Annotated in this window: 14 protein-coding genes; 9 read left to right on the forward strand and 5 right to left on the reverse strand. The window is 44.0% G+C overall.

What is annotated here, in order from left to right; translation table 11 throughout:
• The first annotated feature begins 343 nt into the window (after positions 1-343).
• Both VNM22_14245 and VNM22_14250 read left to right on the forward strand, forming a co-directional pair.
• The gene (locus VNM22_14245; GenBank protein HWP48321.1) at positions 344-2,653 is read left to right on the forward strand and encodes a YfhO family protein; all 2,310 of its coding nucleotides are present in this window, start codon (positions 344-346) and stop codon (positions 2,651-2,653) included.
• A gap of 37 nt (positions 2,654-2,690) precedes the next feature.
• Positions 2,691-5,084 (forward strand): hypothetical protein, encoded by a 2,394-nt coding sequence (locus VNM22_14250; GenBank protein HWP48322.1) that lies wholly within the window; start codon positions 2,691-2,693, stop codon positions 5,082-5,084.
• Between the two features lie 92 nt (positions 5,085-5,176).
• Here the strand turns inward: VNM22_14250 and VNM22_14255 are convergent, their stop codons facing one another.
• The 5 genes from VNM22_14255 to VNM22_14275 all read right to left on the reverse strand — a co-directional run bounded on the left by VNM22_14255 (position 5,177) and on the right by VNM22_14275 (position 9,866).
• On the reverse strand, positions 5,177-6,523 hold the full coding sequence (locus VNM22_14255) for a glycosyltransferase (protein ID HWP48323.1): 1,347 nt from the start codon (positions 6,521-6,523) through the stop codon (positions 5,177-5,179).
• Between the two features lie 89 nt (positions 6,524-6,612).
• Positions 6,613-7,290, reverse strand: coding sequence for a class I SAM-dependent methyltransferase (locus VNM22_14260; protein HWP48324.1), 678 nt, complete (start codon positions 7,288-7,290; stop codon positions 6,613-6,615).
• A 55-nt stretch (positions 7,291-7,345) separates the two neighbouring features.
• Positions 7,346-8,077, reverse strand: a complete 732-nt coding sequence (locus VNM22_14265) for a glycosyltransferase family 2 protein (protein HWP48325.1) — start codon at positions 8,075-8,077, stop codon at positions 7,346-7,348.
• Positions 8,078-8,123: 46 nt separating this feature from the next.
• A complete protein-coding gene (locus VNM22_14270) occupies positions 8,124-8,825 on the reverse strand; it encodes an acyltransferase (protein ID HWP48326.1) in 702 nt (233 codons plus the stop codon).
• A gap of 6 nt (positions 8,826-8,831) precedes the next feature.
• Positions 8,832-9,866, reverse strand: coding sequence for a Gfo/Idh/MocA family oxidoreductase (locus VNM22_14275; protein HWP48327.1), 1,035 nt, complete (start codon positions 9,864-9,866; stop codon positions 8,832-8,834).
• A gap of 68 nt (positions 9,867-9,934) precedes the next feature.
• On the opposite strand from VNM22_14275, the gene VNM22_14280 reads away from it, so the two are divergent.
• The 7 genes from VNM22_14280 (at position 9,935) to VNM22_14310 (ending at position 19,668) form a co-directional block, all read left to right on the forward strand.
• Entirely contained in the window at positions 9,935-10,693 is a 759-nt protein-coding gene (locus tag VNM22_14280; protein ID HWP48328.1) for a glycosyltransferase family 2 protein, read from the forward strand.
• Positions 10,680-12,005 carry a hypothetical protein gene (locus tag VNM22_14285; GenBank protein ID HWP48329.1) on the forward strand — a complete coding sequence of 442 codons (1,326 nt, stop codon included), beginning with the start codon at positions 10,680-10,682 and terminating at the stop codon, positions 12,003-12,005. The genes VNM22_14280 and VNM22_14285 overlap by 14 nt, the downstream gene beginning before the upstream one ends.
• A gap of 206 nt (positions 12,006-12,211) precedes the next feature.
• Entirely contained in the window at positions 12,212-13,180 is a 969-nt protein-coding gene (locus VNM22_14290) for a hypothetical protein (GenBank protein ID HWP48330.1), read from the forward strand.
• Positions 13,181-13,244: 64 nt separating this feature from the next.
• A complete protein-coding gene (locus VNM22_14295; protein HWP48331.1) occupies positions 13,245-14,822 on the forward strand; it encodes a glycosyltransferase family 39 protein in 1,578 nt (525 codons plus the stop codon).
• Between the two features lie 189 nt (positions 14,823-15,011).
• Entirely contained in the window at positions 15,012-16,034 is a 1,023-nt protein-coding gene (locus VNM22_14300; GenBank protein HWP48332.1) for an NAD-dependent epimerase/dehydratase family protein, read from the forward strand.
• Complete coding sequence (locus tag VNM22_14305) at positions 15,968-17,815, forward strand: tetratricopeptide repeat protein (protein HWP48333.1); 1,848 nt, start codon at positions 15,968-15,970, stop codon at positions 17,813-17,815. Before VNM22_14300 ends, VNM22_14305 begins: the two co-directional genes overlap by 67 nt.
• 209 nt (positions 17,816-18,024) lie before the next feature.
• Positions 18,025-19,668 (forward strand): glycosyltransferase family 39 protein, encoded by a 1,644-nt coding sequence (locus VNM22_14310; GenBank protein ID HWP48334.1) that lies wholly within the window; start codon positions 18,025-18,027, stop codon positions 19,666-19,668.
• Positions 19,669-19,671: the final 3 nt, after the last annotated feature.

A 19,671-nucleotide genomic window follows, 5' to 3' on the forward strand; every position in this document is an offset into this window, starting at 1 on the left:
TACTATCAAACGAGACGTTTGACCTACGTCATTTAAACCGGCATAAATTCTGCAAAAATGTCTCCTTGACCGTATCGATAACGAATCTTAAAATTCCAGGCTTCCTGAGTCAGAAAGTTTGAAAGTTAAAGAATTTCTCAGCACCCCAGAACCTGTTACCTTATAAAGAATCTCTTGCATGGATACCTATCAAAGTTAATTTACAAAACGATAAGATTTCAGATATCTGCTGTCAAGGGAAATGAGATACTGGCCTTTACTAAGAAAACGCTTAGAAATGCATCCTTTTAGAAAAACATCCCCTTTCTACTTTGGTAAAGTTCTCAGAAACGAGTATCTTATTGTGGCTTTTCTTCTTAGCTGGATTCTCAGTCTGTTTTTCTGGCGGTCTATTTTTTTAGGAGAGAGCTTCATCAATAACAAGCTTTCTATAACCGATCCGATTTATAAAGAACTTAACATTCAGGTTAATCCTGACCTCTTTTTTCATCCGGATCCAACCTATGTTCTTCAGGATCGCCCTTTTCTTCTGTTTAGTGCCAAAACGATCGCTTCCGGTTATCTTCCGCTCTGGAACCCTTACCATGAAGGTGGAACCCCCTTTTTGGCCAACTTTCTATCCTCCCCACTGTTTCCCCTCAAGGGAATTTTATACCTCTTTTCGCCTTTATCCGTTTACCCCTATTACCTGATTCTCTGTTTATGGATGGCAGGATTTTTTGCATACATTTTTTCCCGTTTAATAGGGCTTAGTGGATATGGAGCCTTCTTTGTGGCGGCTACCTACATGCTTTCAGGCTACCTTATCAGCCATCTTCAATGGAATATTCTGGCGAGCCTAGCCGCCCTTGTACCGGTGGTCTTCATAACTTTTCAACGGGCTTTCCTTCAAAAGAATCTCAATTCTATCTTACTGGCGGGACTTGCCCTCCATCTTCTGCTTATGACAGGCAATCCCACTGCGGCCTTTGTAACCGTTCTTTCCGTCTCCCTTTACTTTATTATTTTAATTTTGATCCAGATCCGCCAGGATTCTCAAATAAAAATATGGATCACCTCCCTCCGAAATCTGGCTCTGATGGGTAGCCTGGGTATTCTTCTAACTGCGGTATTGCTTTTACCTTTCTTTGAACTGCTTCAATATAGTTATTCTTATAAAGAAGAACCCAACAACATTATGATAGATTTTAAACGGTTGGGCGCAGATGGGCTGAAAAGTATGGCCAGTCTCTTCCTTCCTCATTATAAAAGTGTTTGGTTCCTCTCGCCTTTATACCGTTCCAACACCTATGCTTATCAAGGATATTGTGGACTGATTGCCTTAATCCTTGCAGCCTATGCCCTGGTCATAAAACCTATTAACTGGCCTCTGGTAGGGATTCTTCTCTTCAACAGTGGCTTTGCGTTTGGAATAGCTCCCATGAGCGCCCTCAACCTGGTTTTCCCTTTTAATCAAGTCCCTGCAGAATATGGCCTGATCCCTTTTTCCTTTAGCCTTATTGTTCTGGCCGGTGAAGGTTTAGATAAAATCCAGAAGAATTTCAAACCCTTTCTGTTCTATGGAATTATTTTAGTCCTGTCCTGGATAACCTTTAATTTCTTTGCCGGATTGAGTCGACAAACGAACTGGCTGGATTCCCCCTGGGAAGAGTGGAGGGTCCTGCAGTTTAGCCTCTTCTTTTTTATCCTCGTTACACTGCTTCAGTATATTTTGAAGCCTCCCTCTCGTCCCATGGCCTTTATCCTCTTAAGTTGTTGTGATTTGTTTTACAATGGGTATTGGGTTAATCCACCTCAACCTAAATTCCATTATCCGGAAACCTTTCCCATTCAGAAGCTCAAAAGTGATAAAAGTATTTACCGTATCCTGGGTATGGAAGGCGTCAGTCGCTTAAACACCGGAATGATCCATAACCTTCAGGATCTGCAGTCCTATATGACTCTGATCCTTCGTCGCCATCGGGAGTTTATGACCCTGGGTGATCCAAAAATATCAACCGGAATTTCCACGGCAACCGAAGTCTACGACTCTCCTTTGTGGGACTTGATGAATGTCAAATATATCCTTCGCAGAAGTGACAGGCCGATTCCCCTTAACGAAAATTTTCGACTGGTTTACCAAAATCCCTATGTACTGATCTATGAAAACTTAAAGGCCTTCCCACGGGCTTTCGTGGTCCCCAGGATCCGGGTAGCCGAAAGTAAATCCCAGGCCCTTCAGATTCTCAACGAATCCAAGATGAGTTTACGTCAGATAGCCGTCATCGAAGCCGAAGAGGACAGGGAAGCTCTGGAAAAAGCAGCTCTTCTGAATGCTTCCTTCAGCCAGGGGGAGGTTTACAACGTTAAGATCGATTCTTATCACCTCCACAAAGTCATCTTAACAACCGACTTAAAAATCCCTGGATTCCTGGTATTAAGCGATACCCTTTATCCAGGTTGGAAGGTTCGGGTAGATGGAAAAGAAGAGAAGATCTACCTAACCGATTATACCATTCGAGGTGTTTTCCTCGATAAAGGAAGCCACTCCGTGGAATTTTATTACCAACCAACTTCCTTTAAGCTGGGTCTCTATCTGAGCCTGTCTGGATTTTTTTTCACTGCCCTGGGTTTTACCGTTTGTCGGAGGTCTGGAATTCGGAGAGAGGCGTGAAACGATAGAATAACCCTTGAAAGACAGATCGGGAAAAATGAAATTTCTCAAAAACGAGTACCTTCAGGCGGCTTTTGCAACCGCTGTTTTTCTAAGTGTTTTTTTCTGGCAACCCCTCTTTCTAGGCCGTTCTATTGTTGATACCCGCATCCACTATACCGATCCCATTTATCAGGAACTGGGCATCCATTCTGACCATTATCCTTTTTTCCGTCCAGATCCGTTTTATGCTTTGTTCGACCATCCAGCCCTTATCTACTCATACCAGACCCTTAAGGACGGGCAGATTCCGTTATGGAACCCTTATAGTGCCGGAGGTATGCCTTTTTTGGCCAACTTTACAGCCTCTTCCCTGTTTCCTCTGAAACTTCCCTTCTATTTTTCTTCTTCACCCATGAGGGTCTATAATTACTATTTAATTTCCAGGCTTTTTTTCGCGGGATTTTTTACCTATATATTGGCCCGGATGCTGGACGTTGGTCGTTATGGAGCACTTCTGTCAGGTATCTCTTATATGACGTGTGGATTTTTAATCGCGTATTTCCAGTATAACGTTACTCCACCTGCCTTTATGCCTTTACTCTTTGTGACTCTACAAAAAGTCCTGACAACGTCAAAGAGTTCCTCGATCTTATTTTTAGGTGCGGTTATAGGCTTAATATTTCTTGCGGAGCATGCCAGTACCTCGATCATTCTACTGGCCGGGCTCGGTTTATATTCCCTGGTCTGGATTTTTCAACATGGCACAAAAAGCAGCAGGTCACGGGCAATGGACCATGGTCCCTTATTGGCCCTCCTCATGGCAGGAATTTTAGGAGTTTCCCTGTCCTTTGTCACCCTCCTTCCTTTTCTAGAATTTCTACAAAACGCCCATACTTATAAGGAAGAAGAGGGACATACCTATTTAAGGGATAAAAGATTAGATGAGGATGGATTAAGGAATCTGGCAGGCCTTTTCATCCCCCATTACAAGGCCCCCTGGTTTGCTTCTTCCCCTTATCTTTCCAGCACCTATGCCTATCAAAGCTACGCGGGATTGGTAACCCTCACTCTGGCTTTATATGCTCTCATCAGCCGAAAGATAAATTGGAGCCTAGGGGCCGTCCTGGTCCTTGGATGTGGACTGGCCTTTGGTTTGGCTCCCTTCAGCATCCTAAGTTATATCGTCCCCCTGCGTTATACCCTGGCGCAATACGGGCTTATCCTGGTAGCTTTCCCTTTAGCCCTATTCGGCGGGATGGGATTAGATGCCCTTCTAAGCCAGGAAAGGAAAGCCAGAGGAAGGCTTCAAAAACTTATCGGGGTCGTCGGATTTATTGCCATAAATTTTTTTGCTGGATTCTCTCGCCAGGTAAACTGGATAAATAGTCCCTGGTCCGATTGGAAACGACTCCTATATACAGGGGTTATTTTAATTTCAATCTATCTGATTTATCTGGCTTATCTTCGATTTGATTCCGTTAAACCCAAATTTCTGGCGAAAGGTTTAATTCTCCTGGCAATCCTGGACCTGTTTTACAACGGATATTGGGTTAACTTTCCACAACCCGAATTTCACTTTCCCGAAACGACCCCTATTCGGGTCCTAAAAGAAGATCGAGGAATTTATCGTATTCTGAGTATGAACGGAGTTAACCGACTAAACAGTGGACTCGTCCATCAACTCAGCGATATCCAGGTTATCAATCCGATCCTGGTGTATAGATATTACGAATTTTTAAAGACCGCAGAAGATTCGGCTGGACAACCCTATAGCTTGATTCCCGATTTCTATGACTCTCGATTTTGGGATCTCCTGAATATGAAATATATCCTGCGAGATTCCGGTAAACCGCTTCCTGCAACAGAAAAATTCCGCCTTATCTATCAAGATCCCCATATGCTTATTTATGAAAACTTAAAAGCTTTTCCCCGGGTCTTTCCCGTTCATCAGGTTATCATAACTGAAAATCCGGACCAATCTTTACAGCGACTTAAAGATCCTGCCCTGGATTTACGCCATACAGCCATTTTAGAGCTTTCTACCGAAAGTCGTTTAAGGAAGGAAATCGATTCCCTTTCGTCTTTATCCCTGACGTCAAAGGAGGTTGAGAAGATTGAATCAACCGCCGAGATTACCCTTTATAGCCCCCATCGAGTAATTATTGAAGCAAACATGAAAGTACCCGGGATTTTAATTCTGGGAGACACCTGGTATCCAGGCTGGAAAGTTCGGATAGACAACCGTCCGGATACCCTTTTACCTACCGATTATCTATTCCGGGGGGTTTATTTAAAGGAAGGCCCTCATACCGTAGAATTTATCTACGACCCTTTATCTTATAAACTAGGACTTTATGTCAGTTTATTTTCCCTCTCTTTATATGCGTTGAGCTGTTTGATCTGTATAATTAACAGGGTTCGGCCCTATGGATGGGAGTTCTGCCGTTAATGCCAGTTCAAATCCATTTTCTTCCCCGATAAATATTCAGGATCTTCCAGATCATCCCAAAGAAGGAAGTTTTTAACAGGTTATGTCTCGTTTTAGGGAGGGTTTTTATTAATCAAATCCTTTGTATTGGTGATTCTTTCGCCCCGTTCAAAAACCATTAAGATTTCACCCGGGCAGGGGATAACTTTCTTTTTTAGCCAGATATCCCGTTTATTTAACTCTTCCACCAGACGTTCCAATGCGATTTCCCTGAGATAAGGTACAGCAGATTCTGGGGGTATCCAAAAAGAATGGATTCTTTTGATAAGTTTCCAGGAAAGGCTTCCAAAAAGAGGTAGGCATAAAATCAAACGGCCTTTCGGTTTCAGGACTCGGGCTATTTCCCGAAGATGATCCTCCTGGGTCAATGCGTCTATATGTTCTAATACGTGGCAGCTTATGACCTGATCAAAGGATTCATTAGAAAAGGGAAGGAAACAGCCATCACCCTGGATAAGGCGTCTGCCTGGAGCGCGTTTATACCGTAATTTAGCCAGGTTCAGATCTATCCCTACGGAGTTCGGTAATACATCGACCAAAAGGTCGGATCCACAGCCAAGATCTAAGATTTTGCCGAAATCGATACTATTTTTCAGGATACCCTCGAACCGTCGTCTGCGCCACCATCTTTGAACGAGATTTCGACTAAAATAGGCCCTCTCTTCATGATCTGCAACTTCTGCTCGAATACGAAGTCTTCTAAGACTTGGAAGAAGTTTCAGGTAGCGAATTCCGAAGGCAAATATCCTTGCATGGCTCTGACCATGTTTCCTTGGTCGATAGCGGAAAGGGGCCTCAACGATACGATAACCCTGGATGTGGAATTTGACCAGGATTTCTTCAAGGATTTCATAACCACCAGATTCAAAGTTTAAGGACTTCAATGCCGAACGTTTATAAAGCCGGAATCCACTTGAAAGATCTTGATAAGGCAGATCCAGATTAAATCGGAAAAACTTATTTAAAATCTTACTTAGAAAGGCCCGGAAGAAAGGGGCTTCTGTTCCACCGCCCCGGATAAAACGAGAACCGATCACCATCTCGGCCTGGGATACCTGTGCTACCGCAATCATGTCGGTGATAACCCCTGGATGGTGAGACAGATCCGCATCCATGGTGGCCAGGAAATCTCCCTTAAATTGAGCAAAGCCAGCTTTCAACGCTTCACCATAACCGGGCAGCTCTTGTTTTATGACCCGACATCCTTCCATTCCCTTCACCTGTTCGGGAAGGAGATTTCTGGTAAATGTTTCAACTACTTCGCAGGTCCCATCTCTGGAGTTGCCATCAACAACAAGGATCTCATATCTGCAGCCTGATGCGCTGAGAGTCTCTACCAGACGAGGCAAAAGAAGCCGCATACTTTCCGCTTCATTGAGAGTTGGAAGAAGAACGCTCAAGAAAATCCTTCCTGAAGATTCAGAAGATTCGGTCTTTGGGAGTCGGTCTGACATAGGATCAGAGGTAAAGGTGAACGGCCCCAAAGATTTTAAGGTTTTTCCGCAACGGCTGCATAGAACACAAATAAATCATATTGGCTGAGAGAAATAGATAAAATCCGAAATCCGGCCCTTTCAAGCTCAGATTTGATATGCGACTTTGACCTTGCTTTATTAATCTCCTCCGGAAAAAAACGAAACCCAGGTCTATACAGCCTCCATAAGAACTCCAGACCATCCTTCAAGAGCATATACGGGGTAAACATCCCGGGCCAAAAAATAATCAATTTACCTTTAGGCTTTAAAACCCGTAAAAATTCTTTAAAGATTGTTCCATTTTCCTGGGGGGAGAAATGTTCATGAACCCCTACATTCCAGATTCCATCCACACATTGGTCTTTAAGAGCCAAATGTTTAATATCCGCAACCATACACATATAGGAATTCGGTTGATTTCTGGCAACTAATAACGGTTTTTGAACTAAATCAACCGCAATGAATCTTCGATTATACTTGTTAATAAACAAATCAGATTCTGCCGTTCCGGATCCTGCATGTAAATACACACCCTGGGGTGAAAAATGATGCTCAATAAACTTGCCGACCGACTTTGCAATGACTTTCCTCCTGATCATGCTAAGGAAGGACGATCTAACCCTTGCCACCGTATCCAGGTTACTCCAGTGTTGGCTCCACTTAATATGATCTTTAACACTCTGATCCATCATAGTAGTCGGTCAGAAGCCGGAAACTGAAAGTCGGGAATCAGAAGTGATCCTTTGGTTACTTTTTCAGTCCAAGCCACAAATAAAAGACCGGTCGTAGAATACTCCACCAACCGGTAATAGGCTTCATTTTGGTATAATCCAGTGGGTGAGGAGGATAGATCTTGGTCACAGGAACTTCACAATGACGATAGCCCAGTTTGATTGCTTTATACATCAGGTAGGGTTCCAGCTCGTACTTATTTAACCACTCTTGTCTCCAATTAATGCGGGAATCCTGTAAAATAAGCGTACGAAAGGCTCTGAACCCGTTGGTACTTTCGGTCACCCGTTTTCCAACGGCCAATGTAAACAGGAGAGGATGAAGGTAACGGGTAGCAAATATTCGATATTCAGGCATATTCCCATAACCCCCTCCGGGTAGAAAACGAGAGCCCTGGACAAAATCGGCTTCATTGTTCAGGATAGGCTTCAAGAGACGTGGAATTTCAAGCGGATCATCTTTATCATTACCCGCCTGGATCACCAGGATATCGTAACCGTGCTTTAAGGTATATTCAAAGACCTGCTTCATTGCCGCCCCGATTCCCTGATTGGTAGGATTACGCAATACAATGATATCATCCAGGGGCAATCCTTCTAAAGCCCCGTCCGTGGATCCATCATCCATAACCAGCAGATCGTAGGAACGATCCCTGGGATGCCGGAGGAGAGTACGTCGGATTTTTTCACCCTCATTATAAGCAAAGGTCGCTGTTAAGATCTTCATAATTTGTGGGTAACAGATCATGAATCCTGGGTCGCAAGCCCTTAAATCCCTGTCCACAGCCTGCGACTCATCGGTCTGGTCTTTGAATCGGTCGTGGAAGAGGGGGTACGGTTTCCCATTCGGGACGGTGACGCACATCCAGACCGTCCTGATAAGGCTTTACAATACCAAAAGGACACTCCAGATCATCTACCCTCCCAACAGTTCTTGCAGGACTGCCGAGGACCACGGTACGTGGAGGTACATCCCGAGTTACCAGACTACCCGCACCCACCAACGCCTGTTCACCGATGGTGACATGGGGCATAAGGATCGCGTTTACACCAATCCGGGCACCTCGCTCAATGACAGGCCCTTGCATACATTTTGTACAAATGGGATGGGGATCATTGGCAATCATGACCCCAGGTGCGAGAAACACATCGTCTTCCAGGACCGTATACTGAGCTACATACACATTACAATGAATACGAACCCGATTTCCGAGAATACAGCCATAATCTACGGTAGAGTTGTTCCATATGGAACATTCATGACCTAACTTCGTCTGTTCACGTACAACCACATGGTGCCCTGTCTGGAAATGATCCCCAATCTCAACCGAAGCATAAATCACCGTACCAGACCGGATCCGGGCTTCCTTTCCAATTCGTACCGGTTGGAGTTCGATCCTGCGTCCCGGGATATATCCCAATATCACATCGGGATCCACCAGACAATCCTTACCTAATTCTACCGGTACCCGGCTCTCCAGGGAGTAATTAGCCATAACACATTAACCCTCGATCTTAATAGGTACCGCAAGACCCTGTTTTTGCAGGGATTTTTCAATTGCAACGAGGGTTTGAACAATTTTATATCCCAATCGACAATCTGAGAAAGGCTTCTTGTTCATCGTAATGGCCGTAATAAAATCAATACATTGGTTCTTTAAGGGTTCACTGGGTTCTATCTTGGGGCTGATAATATCCCCATCCCGCACCAGCAGCTTAAACTCGCCGTAGGATTCGGCAACCGATTCTCCTACCGAGACCCCTCTCTCGAAGATACGCACACGTTCCAGGTTGTTAAGATCGTCGAATATCACCCGTCGACGACTCCCTACGGCCACTACTTCACGGACTTTATTGGGATCCGCCCAACTCACGTGGATATTGGCAATCACATCATGGGCATAACCCAGGGTAATAAAGGCGATATCCTCACGCATAGAGTTTAGCATGCGGGTACCTACAGCACTGGCCCACTGAGGTTGCTGATCTAGAAGATAATTAAAAATAGATATATCATGGGGGGCCAGATCCCAAACCGCATTCACATCCTGACGGATGGGTCCCAAATTAGTACGGGTTGCATGAAGGTAGTAGATGCGTCCAAAATCCCGTGGACTCATACATTCCTTCATTTTGCGGATCCCCGCATTGTAGAGAAACGTATAGCCCACCATCAAGATGCACCCGGTTCGTTCCGATAAATCACAGAGTTTCTCCGCATGCTTTAAAGTCAACGCCATCGGTTTCTCTACCAAGACATGCCGACCCGTTTTTAATGCAACCTGAGCAAGCTCGAAATGGGTAGAAGCCGGAGTAGAAATAATAACAGCATCTATATCTTTCCTGCGTAGGATCTCCTTTACATCCGTATAACCCTCAATGTGAGGATAACGACCCAAGGCTTGCTGGAGTTTACCTGGATTGACCTCGCAAACGGCCACTAACCTGGTTTCAGGTAATTCATGGAGGACCCGTGCATAATTGGGACCCCAATATCCATAACCAATAAGTGCCACCCGAACAGATAAATCGGCCATATTTTTTAAGATAGATCCCTGGGTTGATCCCCCATTTGGATCTGATCTTGCATATAAGATTAGGGAATATGTTATATATCGTCTTACCAGCTTATAATGAAGAAGAAGGTCTAGAAAAGCTTTTAGAACGTATCCGTCGTATTGCTCAGGCTTTTTCCCTGGATTATCAACTCCTGGTTATTAACGATGGGAGTACCGATCATACTTCCCTGGTAGTAGAATCTTTCGCAAAGGTTATGCCAATCGAGCTGATTAACTTCGAAACAAATCGAGGCATCACCCAGGTTTTCCGAACAGCCTTAAAGAGGATTTGTGAGTTAGGCCAGGAAAATGATATTTGTATTACCATGGATTCGGATAATACCCAAAATCCTTATGTCATCCTGGATATTCTTAAGAAGCTTGAAGAGCCTTTGGATATCGTCATTGCCTCCCGATTTGAACCGGGTGGGAAAATGGTCAAAGCTCCCTGGTTACGTAAATTGCTCAGTTTAGGAGTTGCCTGGCTGCTAAAACGTCTGATTCCTATTCCGGGAGTCCAGGATTATTCTACCTTTTATCGCGGCTATAGAGTAGGCCTCCTGAAAAAGGGCTTCGCCCGTTATGGAGAAGCCCTCATAGAAGGATATGGATTTTCCGGGATGGCAGATCTGTTGATCAAGCTAAGTACGCTCACCCCTCGGATTGGAGAAGTTCCCCTCATCCTCCGATACGATTTAAAAGAAGGTGGGTCCGGGATGAGAATCCTTCGGACCATATGGGGATATTTAGATCTTATTCAAAGGCATAAAACCTACCGATTGAGAAGTAAAGATGGAATCCTCTAAAGGCCAGATACCAGAAACCGGAAGTCGAGAATCAAAGCCTGGAGATCAAGAGTCAGAAGTCATTCGCGATTCTACTCATAGGATTCGGATCCCAGAATTGGGAATATTCGCCCTTTTCCTGGTTTCCATCTTTGGACGGGTTTTATTCGCCAACCAAATCTTTGCCCTGCGGGATATCGCAGTTTTTGTATTTCCCCTTAAACACTTTGTTTTGGAACAGATGCAAAGGGGCATCCTCCCCCTGTGGAACCCTTATGTGGGATGTGGAACTCCTTTTCAGGCTGAGATTCAATCCCACGTACTTTACCCCCTCAGCCTGATCTTCTTTCTCTTCCCCTTGAGATTGGCTTTTAATCTTTTTATCATTATCCATTTCCTTCTGGCCGGACTTTTTATGTATCGGATGATGAGGGAATTTCAATATAACAGCGGGAGCGCCCTCCTGTCGGCCCTTACGTTTATGTTTTCAGGATATCTGGTCTCCCTGATCGATCTCACCAATAACCTGGCCTCATTAATCTGGATGCCGCTCATTCTACTTTTTACCCGAAGGTTTATAAGCCATGAAAAAGCCAGGACAAAAAATGCGATCTGGCTGGGTATCTTTCTCGGAATTCAGTTCTTAGGTGGAGAACCCCAATACGTCTTAATGACCCTGGGAGTCAGCCTGGCCTGGATAGGCTATGAAATTATTTTTAAAAATATACCCATAAAGAAATCTACCCGGAACCTGAAGGAAATCGATCCAGGAGTTTCAATCTGGTCCAGGATCGGTATATCCAAGGGCTTGAGGCTCCTGGGAGATATAGGAATCGCAGGACTGGTTTTTATGGGAGTGACGGCCTTTCAACTACTCCCTTTTCTGGAATACATCCGCTATTCTACCCGGGCCCAGGGATTTAGTTATACCGTAGCTACCAAATGGTCTTTACCTCCCTGGCAATTGCTTCAACTGATTCTTCCCCGTTTCTTTGAATTTTATTACGGATATTTCTGGGGCTATATTCAGACCTGGGTACCGGATATTTATATGGGAATCGTACCCATCTTTCTTATTTACTACGGCTTACGATCTTCTCTAAAGGAAAAAACGGTAGGGACTTTTTTTGCCATCTCACTAACCATTTTTGTCCTACTTTCTTTGGGAAATTATTTTCCCGCTTATCCCCTTTTTTATCACTATCTAAAGTTTGATACCATCCGATATCCCGTTCGCTTCTTTGCACCTGCAGTTTTTTTTTATCCTTTTTTGTTGGGGAAGGACTCCGGATTTTCCTTTCCCGACAGCCTGTACCTAAAAAAAGCTATCTGAGTCTTTTCCTGATAGCCATCTTTTTAAGCCTTCTGGGTTCCCTTTCTCCTTTTATTATTCCCCTCCTTCCGAAAAAAGTTCCCCATCAGGTTTATTTTTCATTTCTGAAATCGGCCATACTCTTCTTCCTCCTTGGACTTTTAACTTACGGATTTCAGCGGAACTCTTTAATATCTAAAAAAGTTTTCCAGTTAGGACTTCTGACTTTGTTTTTTTTAGATCGGAGCTTAATGAATCCTCCCCAATTCCTTACAGCGAATTATGATTTCTTTGTTCAAGAAATTCCTCTTATCCACAATCTCAAATCTAAATTAAAGCAAGAGGGGTTCTTCCGATTTTTTGTAGAAGACACCTCAAGCATCCAGTCTTACATTTTGGATCCAAGAAACACTCTGGAAACCCAACTCGCCCGACAAAAACATTTTCTGCTCAGTCACCTTACCTACCGGATTCCTTCTATTCGGGGATCCGGAGTCATGGACCTTGAGAAACTCGATCGTATGGTTACAGAACTGGAAGTGAGTAAAGATTCCAAACTCCTCAGTCTTTTGGGGGGACGATATGTCCTAACTCTGAGAACCGACCGAGGAACGTCCGAGCCGCAGGTCTATGAAAATCGTTTCTATTTACCTAGATTGGTATTTATAAGGCAGATCAAGGTTTTCCAGACCGAGTCCGACCTGTTCAACTGGATGCTTAAAAATTCCTACGAACCCCAAAAGCTGGCCCTGGTTTTGAAACCCGTTGGGAAAGCAGGAAGTACCGGATTCGAAATGTGGCCTGAGCTTCAAACTTCAGATCTCGAAAATCTGATCGTTTCCGGGGTAAATAGCCGGCACCCATCGGCTGTAGATTACCGGAAACCCCAGATACAAATCACCCAAGAAACGGTTAACAGGCTCTCTGCCCACATTGAAACCCCCACCTCTGGACTACTTTTATTGAACGATACGTTCTTTCCGGGATGGAGGGCCCGGGTTAATCAAATTCCCGAAGAGCTACTAGAAGTTAACTACCTCTTCAAAGGAATTCTATTAACCCCCGGTCGCTATGAGGTTACTTTTTCCTATGAACCATTTTCTTATAAGTTGGGTGTTTTTATAACCTTGTGGACCTTTATGATGTTAATCGGTTGGAGGATATATGGGCCTCTCCGTAGCAAGATTCATCCATAAACGATTTCCAGGGATTTCGATAGCTTTTCTTCTTGTCTGTCTTTTTCTGCAAGCGGTACTTAGCATGCGGTTACTTAACGCTTCCAGTGATGAAACGACCCACCTTCCCAGCGGCTATACCTATCTTAAAACCGGACAGTTACGCCTCAATTTACAACACCCACCTCTTATTAAACTACTTTGTGGAATTCCCCTGCTCTTTTTGAATCCCCTCTTAAATCTGGAAGATCCTGCCTGGAAAAGCGATCCTCCCGACGAGTGGCGCTTCGGTTTTTATTTCCTTTACATGTATGGAAACGACGCGGATAAACTACTTTTTTGGGGACGCTTACCGGTAGTTTTCCTCTCCCTTCTCTTAGGGATTTATGTGTATCAATGGGCCTACGAGCTTTTCGGAACCCTCGCAGGAGTGATGGCCCTCTTCCTTTATGCTTTCTGCCCCAATATCCTTGCCCATTCACGTCTTGTTACCATGGATTTGGGCTTGAGTTGCTTTTTCTTCATGACCCTCTACTACCTTTGGAAGTTTGTGCGAGAAGGCCGAAAGAGGAATCTTATAGCTACCGGGATAAGCCTGGGTCTGGCCCTTGCGACAAAATTTTCTGCGATGATCCTCCTTCCTCTTCTAATTCTGCTACTAGTCCTGTCGGCACTATGGTCTCCCGAAGATAGAACCCTATCTAAAGGGCAAAAAGTTAAAGAAAAAACGGGGGCTACTCTTATGCTCTCTAGGGTCTTGCGGTCTAAGAATTTTTACCCCCGGCTAAAGCATTTCACCCTGGCTTACCCGATCATACTGGTTATGGCCAGCCTGGTTCTTTATGTCGTTTATTTTTTTCCCCACGATCCACTTTTTTATGTGAAAGGCATGATGCGTGTGAACGCAGATCATAATCCCGATTATCCTGCCTACTTGATGGGTCACTTTAAAAAAGGGGGTTGGTGGTATTACTTTCTCCTGGCATTTTTATTTAAGACTCCGATACCGACTTTGATCCTACTCGTCCTTACTCTTATCCTGATCAGGCAGTATCCTGCTAAGGATTGGATAGACGATGCTTTCTTAGTTCTACCCATTGTCATCTTCATGGCTTTTACCTGTGCTTTTGCCCATAATCTTGGAATCCGATACATTTTGCCCATCTACCCTTTGATATTCGTTTTTGTCAGTCGGCTGATCGATTTTTTCCTTCACCATCGACTCCGGGGATACTTTGTTGGGTTCCTGCTGGGTCTCTGGTACCTGATAGCTACCGTGAGTATATATCCAGATTATCTGGCTTATTTTAATGAGCTGGTCGGGGGACCTGCTCGAGGCTATAAATATCTCGATGATTCGAACCTTGAATGGGGTCAGGATCTGAAGCGATTAAAAAGTTATCTGGATCAACACCATATTTCCAAAATCAAGCTACTTTATAGCTGGAACGCCTCCCCCGATTATTACGGAATCCAATGGGAACGCCTCAGCAAGGAGGACTGGCAAGAAAAACCCTCTCCCGGCATCTATGCCCTCAACACCCATGCCCTCATCCGGGGCGAATTCTTTGCTAAGACTCAAGGGGTACATACCAATTGGCTAAGCCGTTATAAGCCCATAGACAGAGTCGGTTACGGCTTTTATATTTTTAAATTCGACTAAAATCCTCCCAAGGTCCTGGCATGGATGTTGAAACATTTTATTCCTGTTCTTATTCCTGTTCAAGATTTTCAAGATTATTTTATCCTTTATGACAAACCGGAGGGGCTTCCTACGAGGAGGGATGGCCCTTTACGAAGTAATCCTCAAAACCATCAACCCTTTAACCAATAACAACGAACCGTTAACAGAATGTTCACCGCTCGTTGTTCTCAACACCAGGTGATCCTTAAAGAGCCAACTGTTTTAGTAACGGGTGGAGCAGGTGCCATTGGAAGTCATCTTGTAAAGCAATTAATTGAAAATAACTGTACCGTGGTTGTGTTAGACGATCTATCTTCGGGAAGGAGGGAAAATTGTCCCAACGACGCCCGGGTTATTTTCGTGAAGGGCTCTATTTTAGATATAAATCTTTTAGAGCAAATATTTACAAAATATCCTATAGAACTTGTTTTTCATATGGCTGCACATTTTGCCAATCAAAATTCTGTGGAGCACCCGGAAGCAGATCTCCTCACCAATACCCTGGGAACCTTACGCCTTTTGGAATTCTCCCGGAGAGCTTCTGTAAACCGTTTTGTATATGCTTCTTCTTCATGTATTTATGGAAACTCCACCGGCTTAATCAGTGCAGATTTTATCACAAAGTTAGAAACACCCTACGCCATTTCTAAGTTGAGTGGAGAGGGCTACGTCCACTTTTATCATCACTTCCATAAATTGAAAACCACCGTGGTTCGATACTTTAATTCCTACGGTCCCTATGACCGACCGGGTCCCTATCGAAGTGTAATTCCAAATTTTATATGGCGGGCTATGAACCGACAACCTTTGATTATAACCGGAACCGGTAAGGAAACCCGAGACTTCACCTATGTGGAAGATATCGTGCACGGAACCCTTTTAGCTGCCACGCAAGAGAGTGGAATCGGTCAGATTTTTGATATTGGAACGGGGATTGAGACGGAAATTATCCAGCTGGCCGAAAAAATCAACCAGATCACCGGAAATCCGGCCGGTATCCAATATCGCGAACGGCGTAAATGGGATGATATAACCCGACGAAAAGCTAATATTGAAAAAGCTCAAAAACTTTTAAATTATAAACCCCAGGTCAGTCTGGAAGAAGGGCTTAAAAGGACGTATCAATGGTTACAAAACGAGAGTCTTTCCTATACCTATCCAGGAAGAGAATCCTGCATTCCTATGTTTTGATCCTGGGCCTTCTGGGCTTCATAACGGGCCTTCTCTATGCAAACTCTTTGGAAAACGGATTTCTCTCCTGGGATGATCAAAGTTATATTGTAGAAAACACTCTTATCCAGAAACTGAGTCGGTCCAATATTTATCAGATTTTTTCATCCATTTTGGTGGGTAACTACACGCCTGTTACCATTCTCTCCTATGCCTGGGATTATGCAATCTGGAAATTGGATCCTCGGGGTTATCATATTACTAATCTGCTCTTATATCTGTTCGATACCTTCCTGGTCTATATCCTGGCTTCTAAAATTTTCCAACGCCCACCTTTTGCCCTTTTATCCACCCTCATTTTCCTCGTTCATCCCCTTCATGTAGAGTCGGTTACCTGGTTATCGGCCAGAAAAGATGTCCTTTCTCTGGCCTTCTTTCTGATTTCTTTTCTCTTATTTGTTCAATATCTGGAATCAAAGCCTGTGAAAAGGGAGGGATCCGGGAGTCAGACTAAATTTTCTCTTCAACTTAAATACCTGGGAGCCCTCTTAAGTTTGACCCTGGCCCTACTGTCCAAGGCGACAACCCTTGTCTTACCCCTTGTACTGGTCCTTTATGAGGTTTGCAAAAATGGACCTGAGAGTCACCCTCGGATGATCCGGCTAAGATTCCCAATTTATTTACCGTTTTTTTTAGTCAGTGCCCTGCTGACATATGTTCACATCAAGGTCTCCCAGGTGGCCGGGGTTATACAGGAATACCACGGCGGAAGCTTTTATCTAACGCTGTTGACTGTTCCCAAAGTGCTCTGGCATTACCTTCAGCACTTTTTTTTCCCGGTGAATCTATCGGTCTGGTATGAAATCCCTGTAGCCGCTTCTATCCTGGAATTATCCACGTTGTTGCCCTTGTTCACCTTGCTTATCGTTGTTGGTCTGACGATGAAGAGTTATACCCTTTCGAGGCGCGTGTTTTTCGCCCTGAGTTGGTTTTTCATCACCCTGCTGCCGGTCTCGAATTTAATCTCCACCAGTACCTTAGTGGCAGACCGGTATCTGTTCATTCCATCCATAGGTCTTTCGATCCTCCTGGGAATTGCCTTAGAAAATCTGTTTTATTTCTTTGACAAATTCAAAATTCCCTTTCATAACCGCCTATTCTCTCCGGACTTCCCACGTGCCCTCGCTTTAATTGGCTCCATTTTTTTGCTTTTGTCTTATTCTATTCTCACTATGGAACGGAATACGGTTTGGTTCAATGATTATACCCTGTGGTCAGACGCCCTGGAAAAATCACCGAATAGTTACCTGGTCCATCATAATCTGGGAACTGCATATTTTCAAGCAGGATACCTGGAGGCAGCTAAAAAAGAATACGAAGAGGCCCTGAGAATCAAACCCACCGCCCTGGGAACCCGTTACAATCTGGGAATTCTTTATGCCAAAAAAGATCAGGTAGATCTTGCAGAGGCCGAATTTCAAAAAATTTTAGAGTTGAGCCCCTGGCATGCCGAAGCCCATTACAACCTGGGATTACTTTATGATCGGCAAAAACGTTGGGATGAGGCCATATCTGCCTATCAGAGCGCACTCAGGTTCAGACCGGATTATGTCGAAGCCCACAATAATCTGGGAGTTTTATATTATCGAAAAGGTCTTCTCGATCAGGCCATCGAAGAATTCAATCAGGCCTTAAAGTTGAAACCGGATTATGTAAAATCCCAGAATAATCTGAAGCTGGCCTACTCCCGGAAAAACCCTTCTCATTCATCCAATGGATCCGAAGGGACTCCTCAACCGTAAGCCGAATTCTGGCATTTATGAAATTGTTTTCTATTACCTGGAACTGAACCAAACCTGGCTTTGCCGGATAGTAGGAAAAGAAAAAGAGGGAGTGACTTTTTTTGTTACTCCGTTAACTATTTTTGGCTTGATCTCCGGATAACTGTTGAGAGGCCAGAAGTCGGAAAATCAGTTCGAATTCTGACTCCCGACTCCTGCCAGATTTTTTGATGTTGTTCAAATTCAAATATAAACACTCTCTTTTAGACACGGCCGGGATCGGGCTTATTCTCCTGGGAGGGTTGCTCATCCGAATTTACCGGATCGGAGAGCCCTTTGATGGATTTCAAGCCTTTAACGAAGGATTTTATGCCCTCCTTGCAAAAGAATATTTTAAAGGCTCTCTTCTCTATCCTAAAACCTGGAATGGTGAGATCGATTATATGGTTCCCCCTTTTCACTCTTACTGGATATTCCTCCTAAATGGGTTGTTGGGGGTTTCAGAAGCGGTGGACCGATGGGGTTCCGTAATTCCTAACCTGCTAACCCTTTATGGGGTCTATCTTCTAGGAGAAAAACTTTTCAATAAAAGGATCGGGCTTATTGCTGCGAGCCTTCTGGCGTTTATCCCCATGAATGTCCTGGTGGGAAGAAATGTGCAGGTCGATTCAACTTATATTTTCTTTGCTTTGACTGCCCTTTACTTTTATCTGAAATCCTTAGAAGCCCACGAATACCGGAACAAAATCCTCAGCGGGCTTAGTCTGGGTTTATCTCTTTTTTCAAAACAGTTTGCCGTTTTAATGTATCCTTCCCTCATACTCTGGGAAACCTGTTGCCGGAATCAAACAGGTTTTACCCTTCGAAATGGGAATCTTAATTGGCTCAATAAGAAATTTTTCATTTTCCTGGGATGCAGTCTTATTATCCCTTTACCGTTTTATCTGTATCATATCTTGTTTAACGGGGCCGAATTTTGGCGTATTCAGAAACTCCAGGGGGGAATTTTGGGCGTCCCCACGCTTTCCTTATTAAAGCTCCATCATGCAGAGATATTCTGGGGCTTTACTCCCGTCATCTATTTCCTTGGCGGAATCAGCATCATCTGGATTTTACTCCGGCGACGGCAGGAGGAGGTAGAAACATTCCCTGCCGTATCTCTGCTTTTGATTCTCTTTGGGATCTATCTCATCTTTTATCTAAGTACCCACAAACACAGCTATTATGTTCTTATGGTGGCTCCGATTCTTTCCCTTCTGATCGGAAAATTTCTACATGACCAACTTAAAAGTTCCGTTTTGTTAGGCGGTGTGGTTATCCTCACTTTGACGTCCCTGTTTATTTTCTCTCTTTTGACACTGGCCGGAAATAAGTACGGCTATAAATCCTTTAAAGATATGGGTAATTATCTCGAAGGGATCGAAAAGAATGGGTATTATCTTCTTGCCCCCGGATATATCATAGGAGCTTATGGACCTGTTATTCGGTATTATGCTCCTTCCGGTATTCTGCTTAACGGGGATGATCCTTCTTTTTTTCAGGAAGAAACCGGAGAGCTTAAGATTCCAGAAAGTAAACCGGTTTATATTTTGGAACCTTTCCGATCCCTTTCCCTGCCTGACCGGCAAGCAGGTCACTCGCCTACGAAGATTTTCTACAATGAACTCTGGGCACCGATTTTATTGGGAAAAGCCATTTATCAAAGACCGGTTAATCATCACTTCTTTGCCTACGGTGGGATAGAAGTTGAGGATTCCGCAGAATTCAAAATCTTAGGTCTCTCTAAACTGGGTGAATGGCCGGTGATGAGTCTTACCAGACTTCCCGAAGATGTAAAAATATTCAGAAGTAAAGGAGATTTTGCAGGAAAATAAACC

Source organism: Candidatus Limnocylindrales bacterium (assembly GCA_035559535.1).
Lineage (GTDB): Bacteria > Moduliflexota > Moduliflexia > Moduliflexales > JAUQPW01 > JAUQPW01.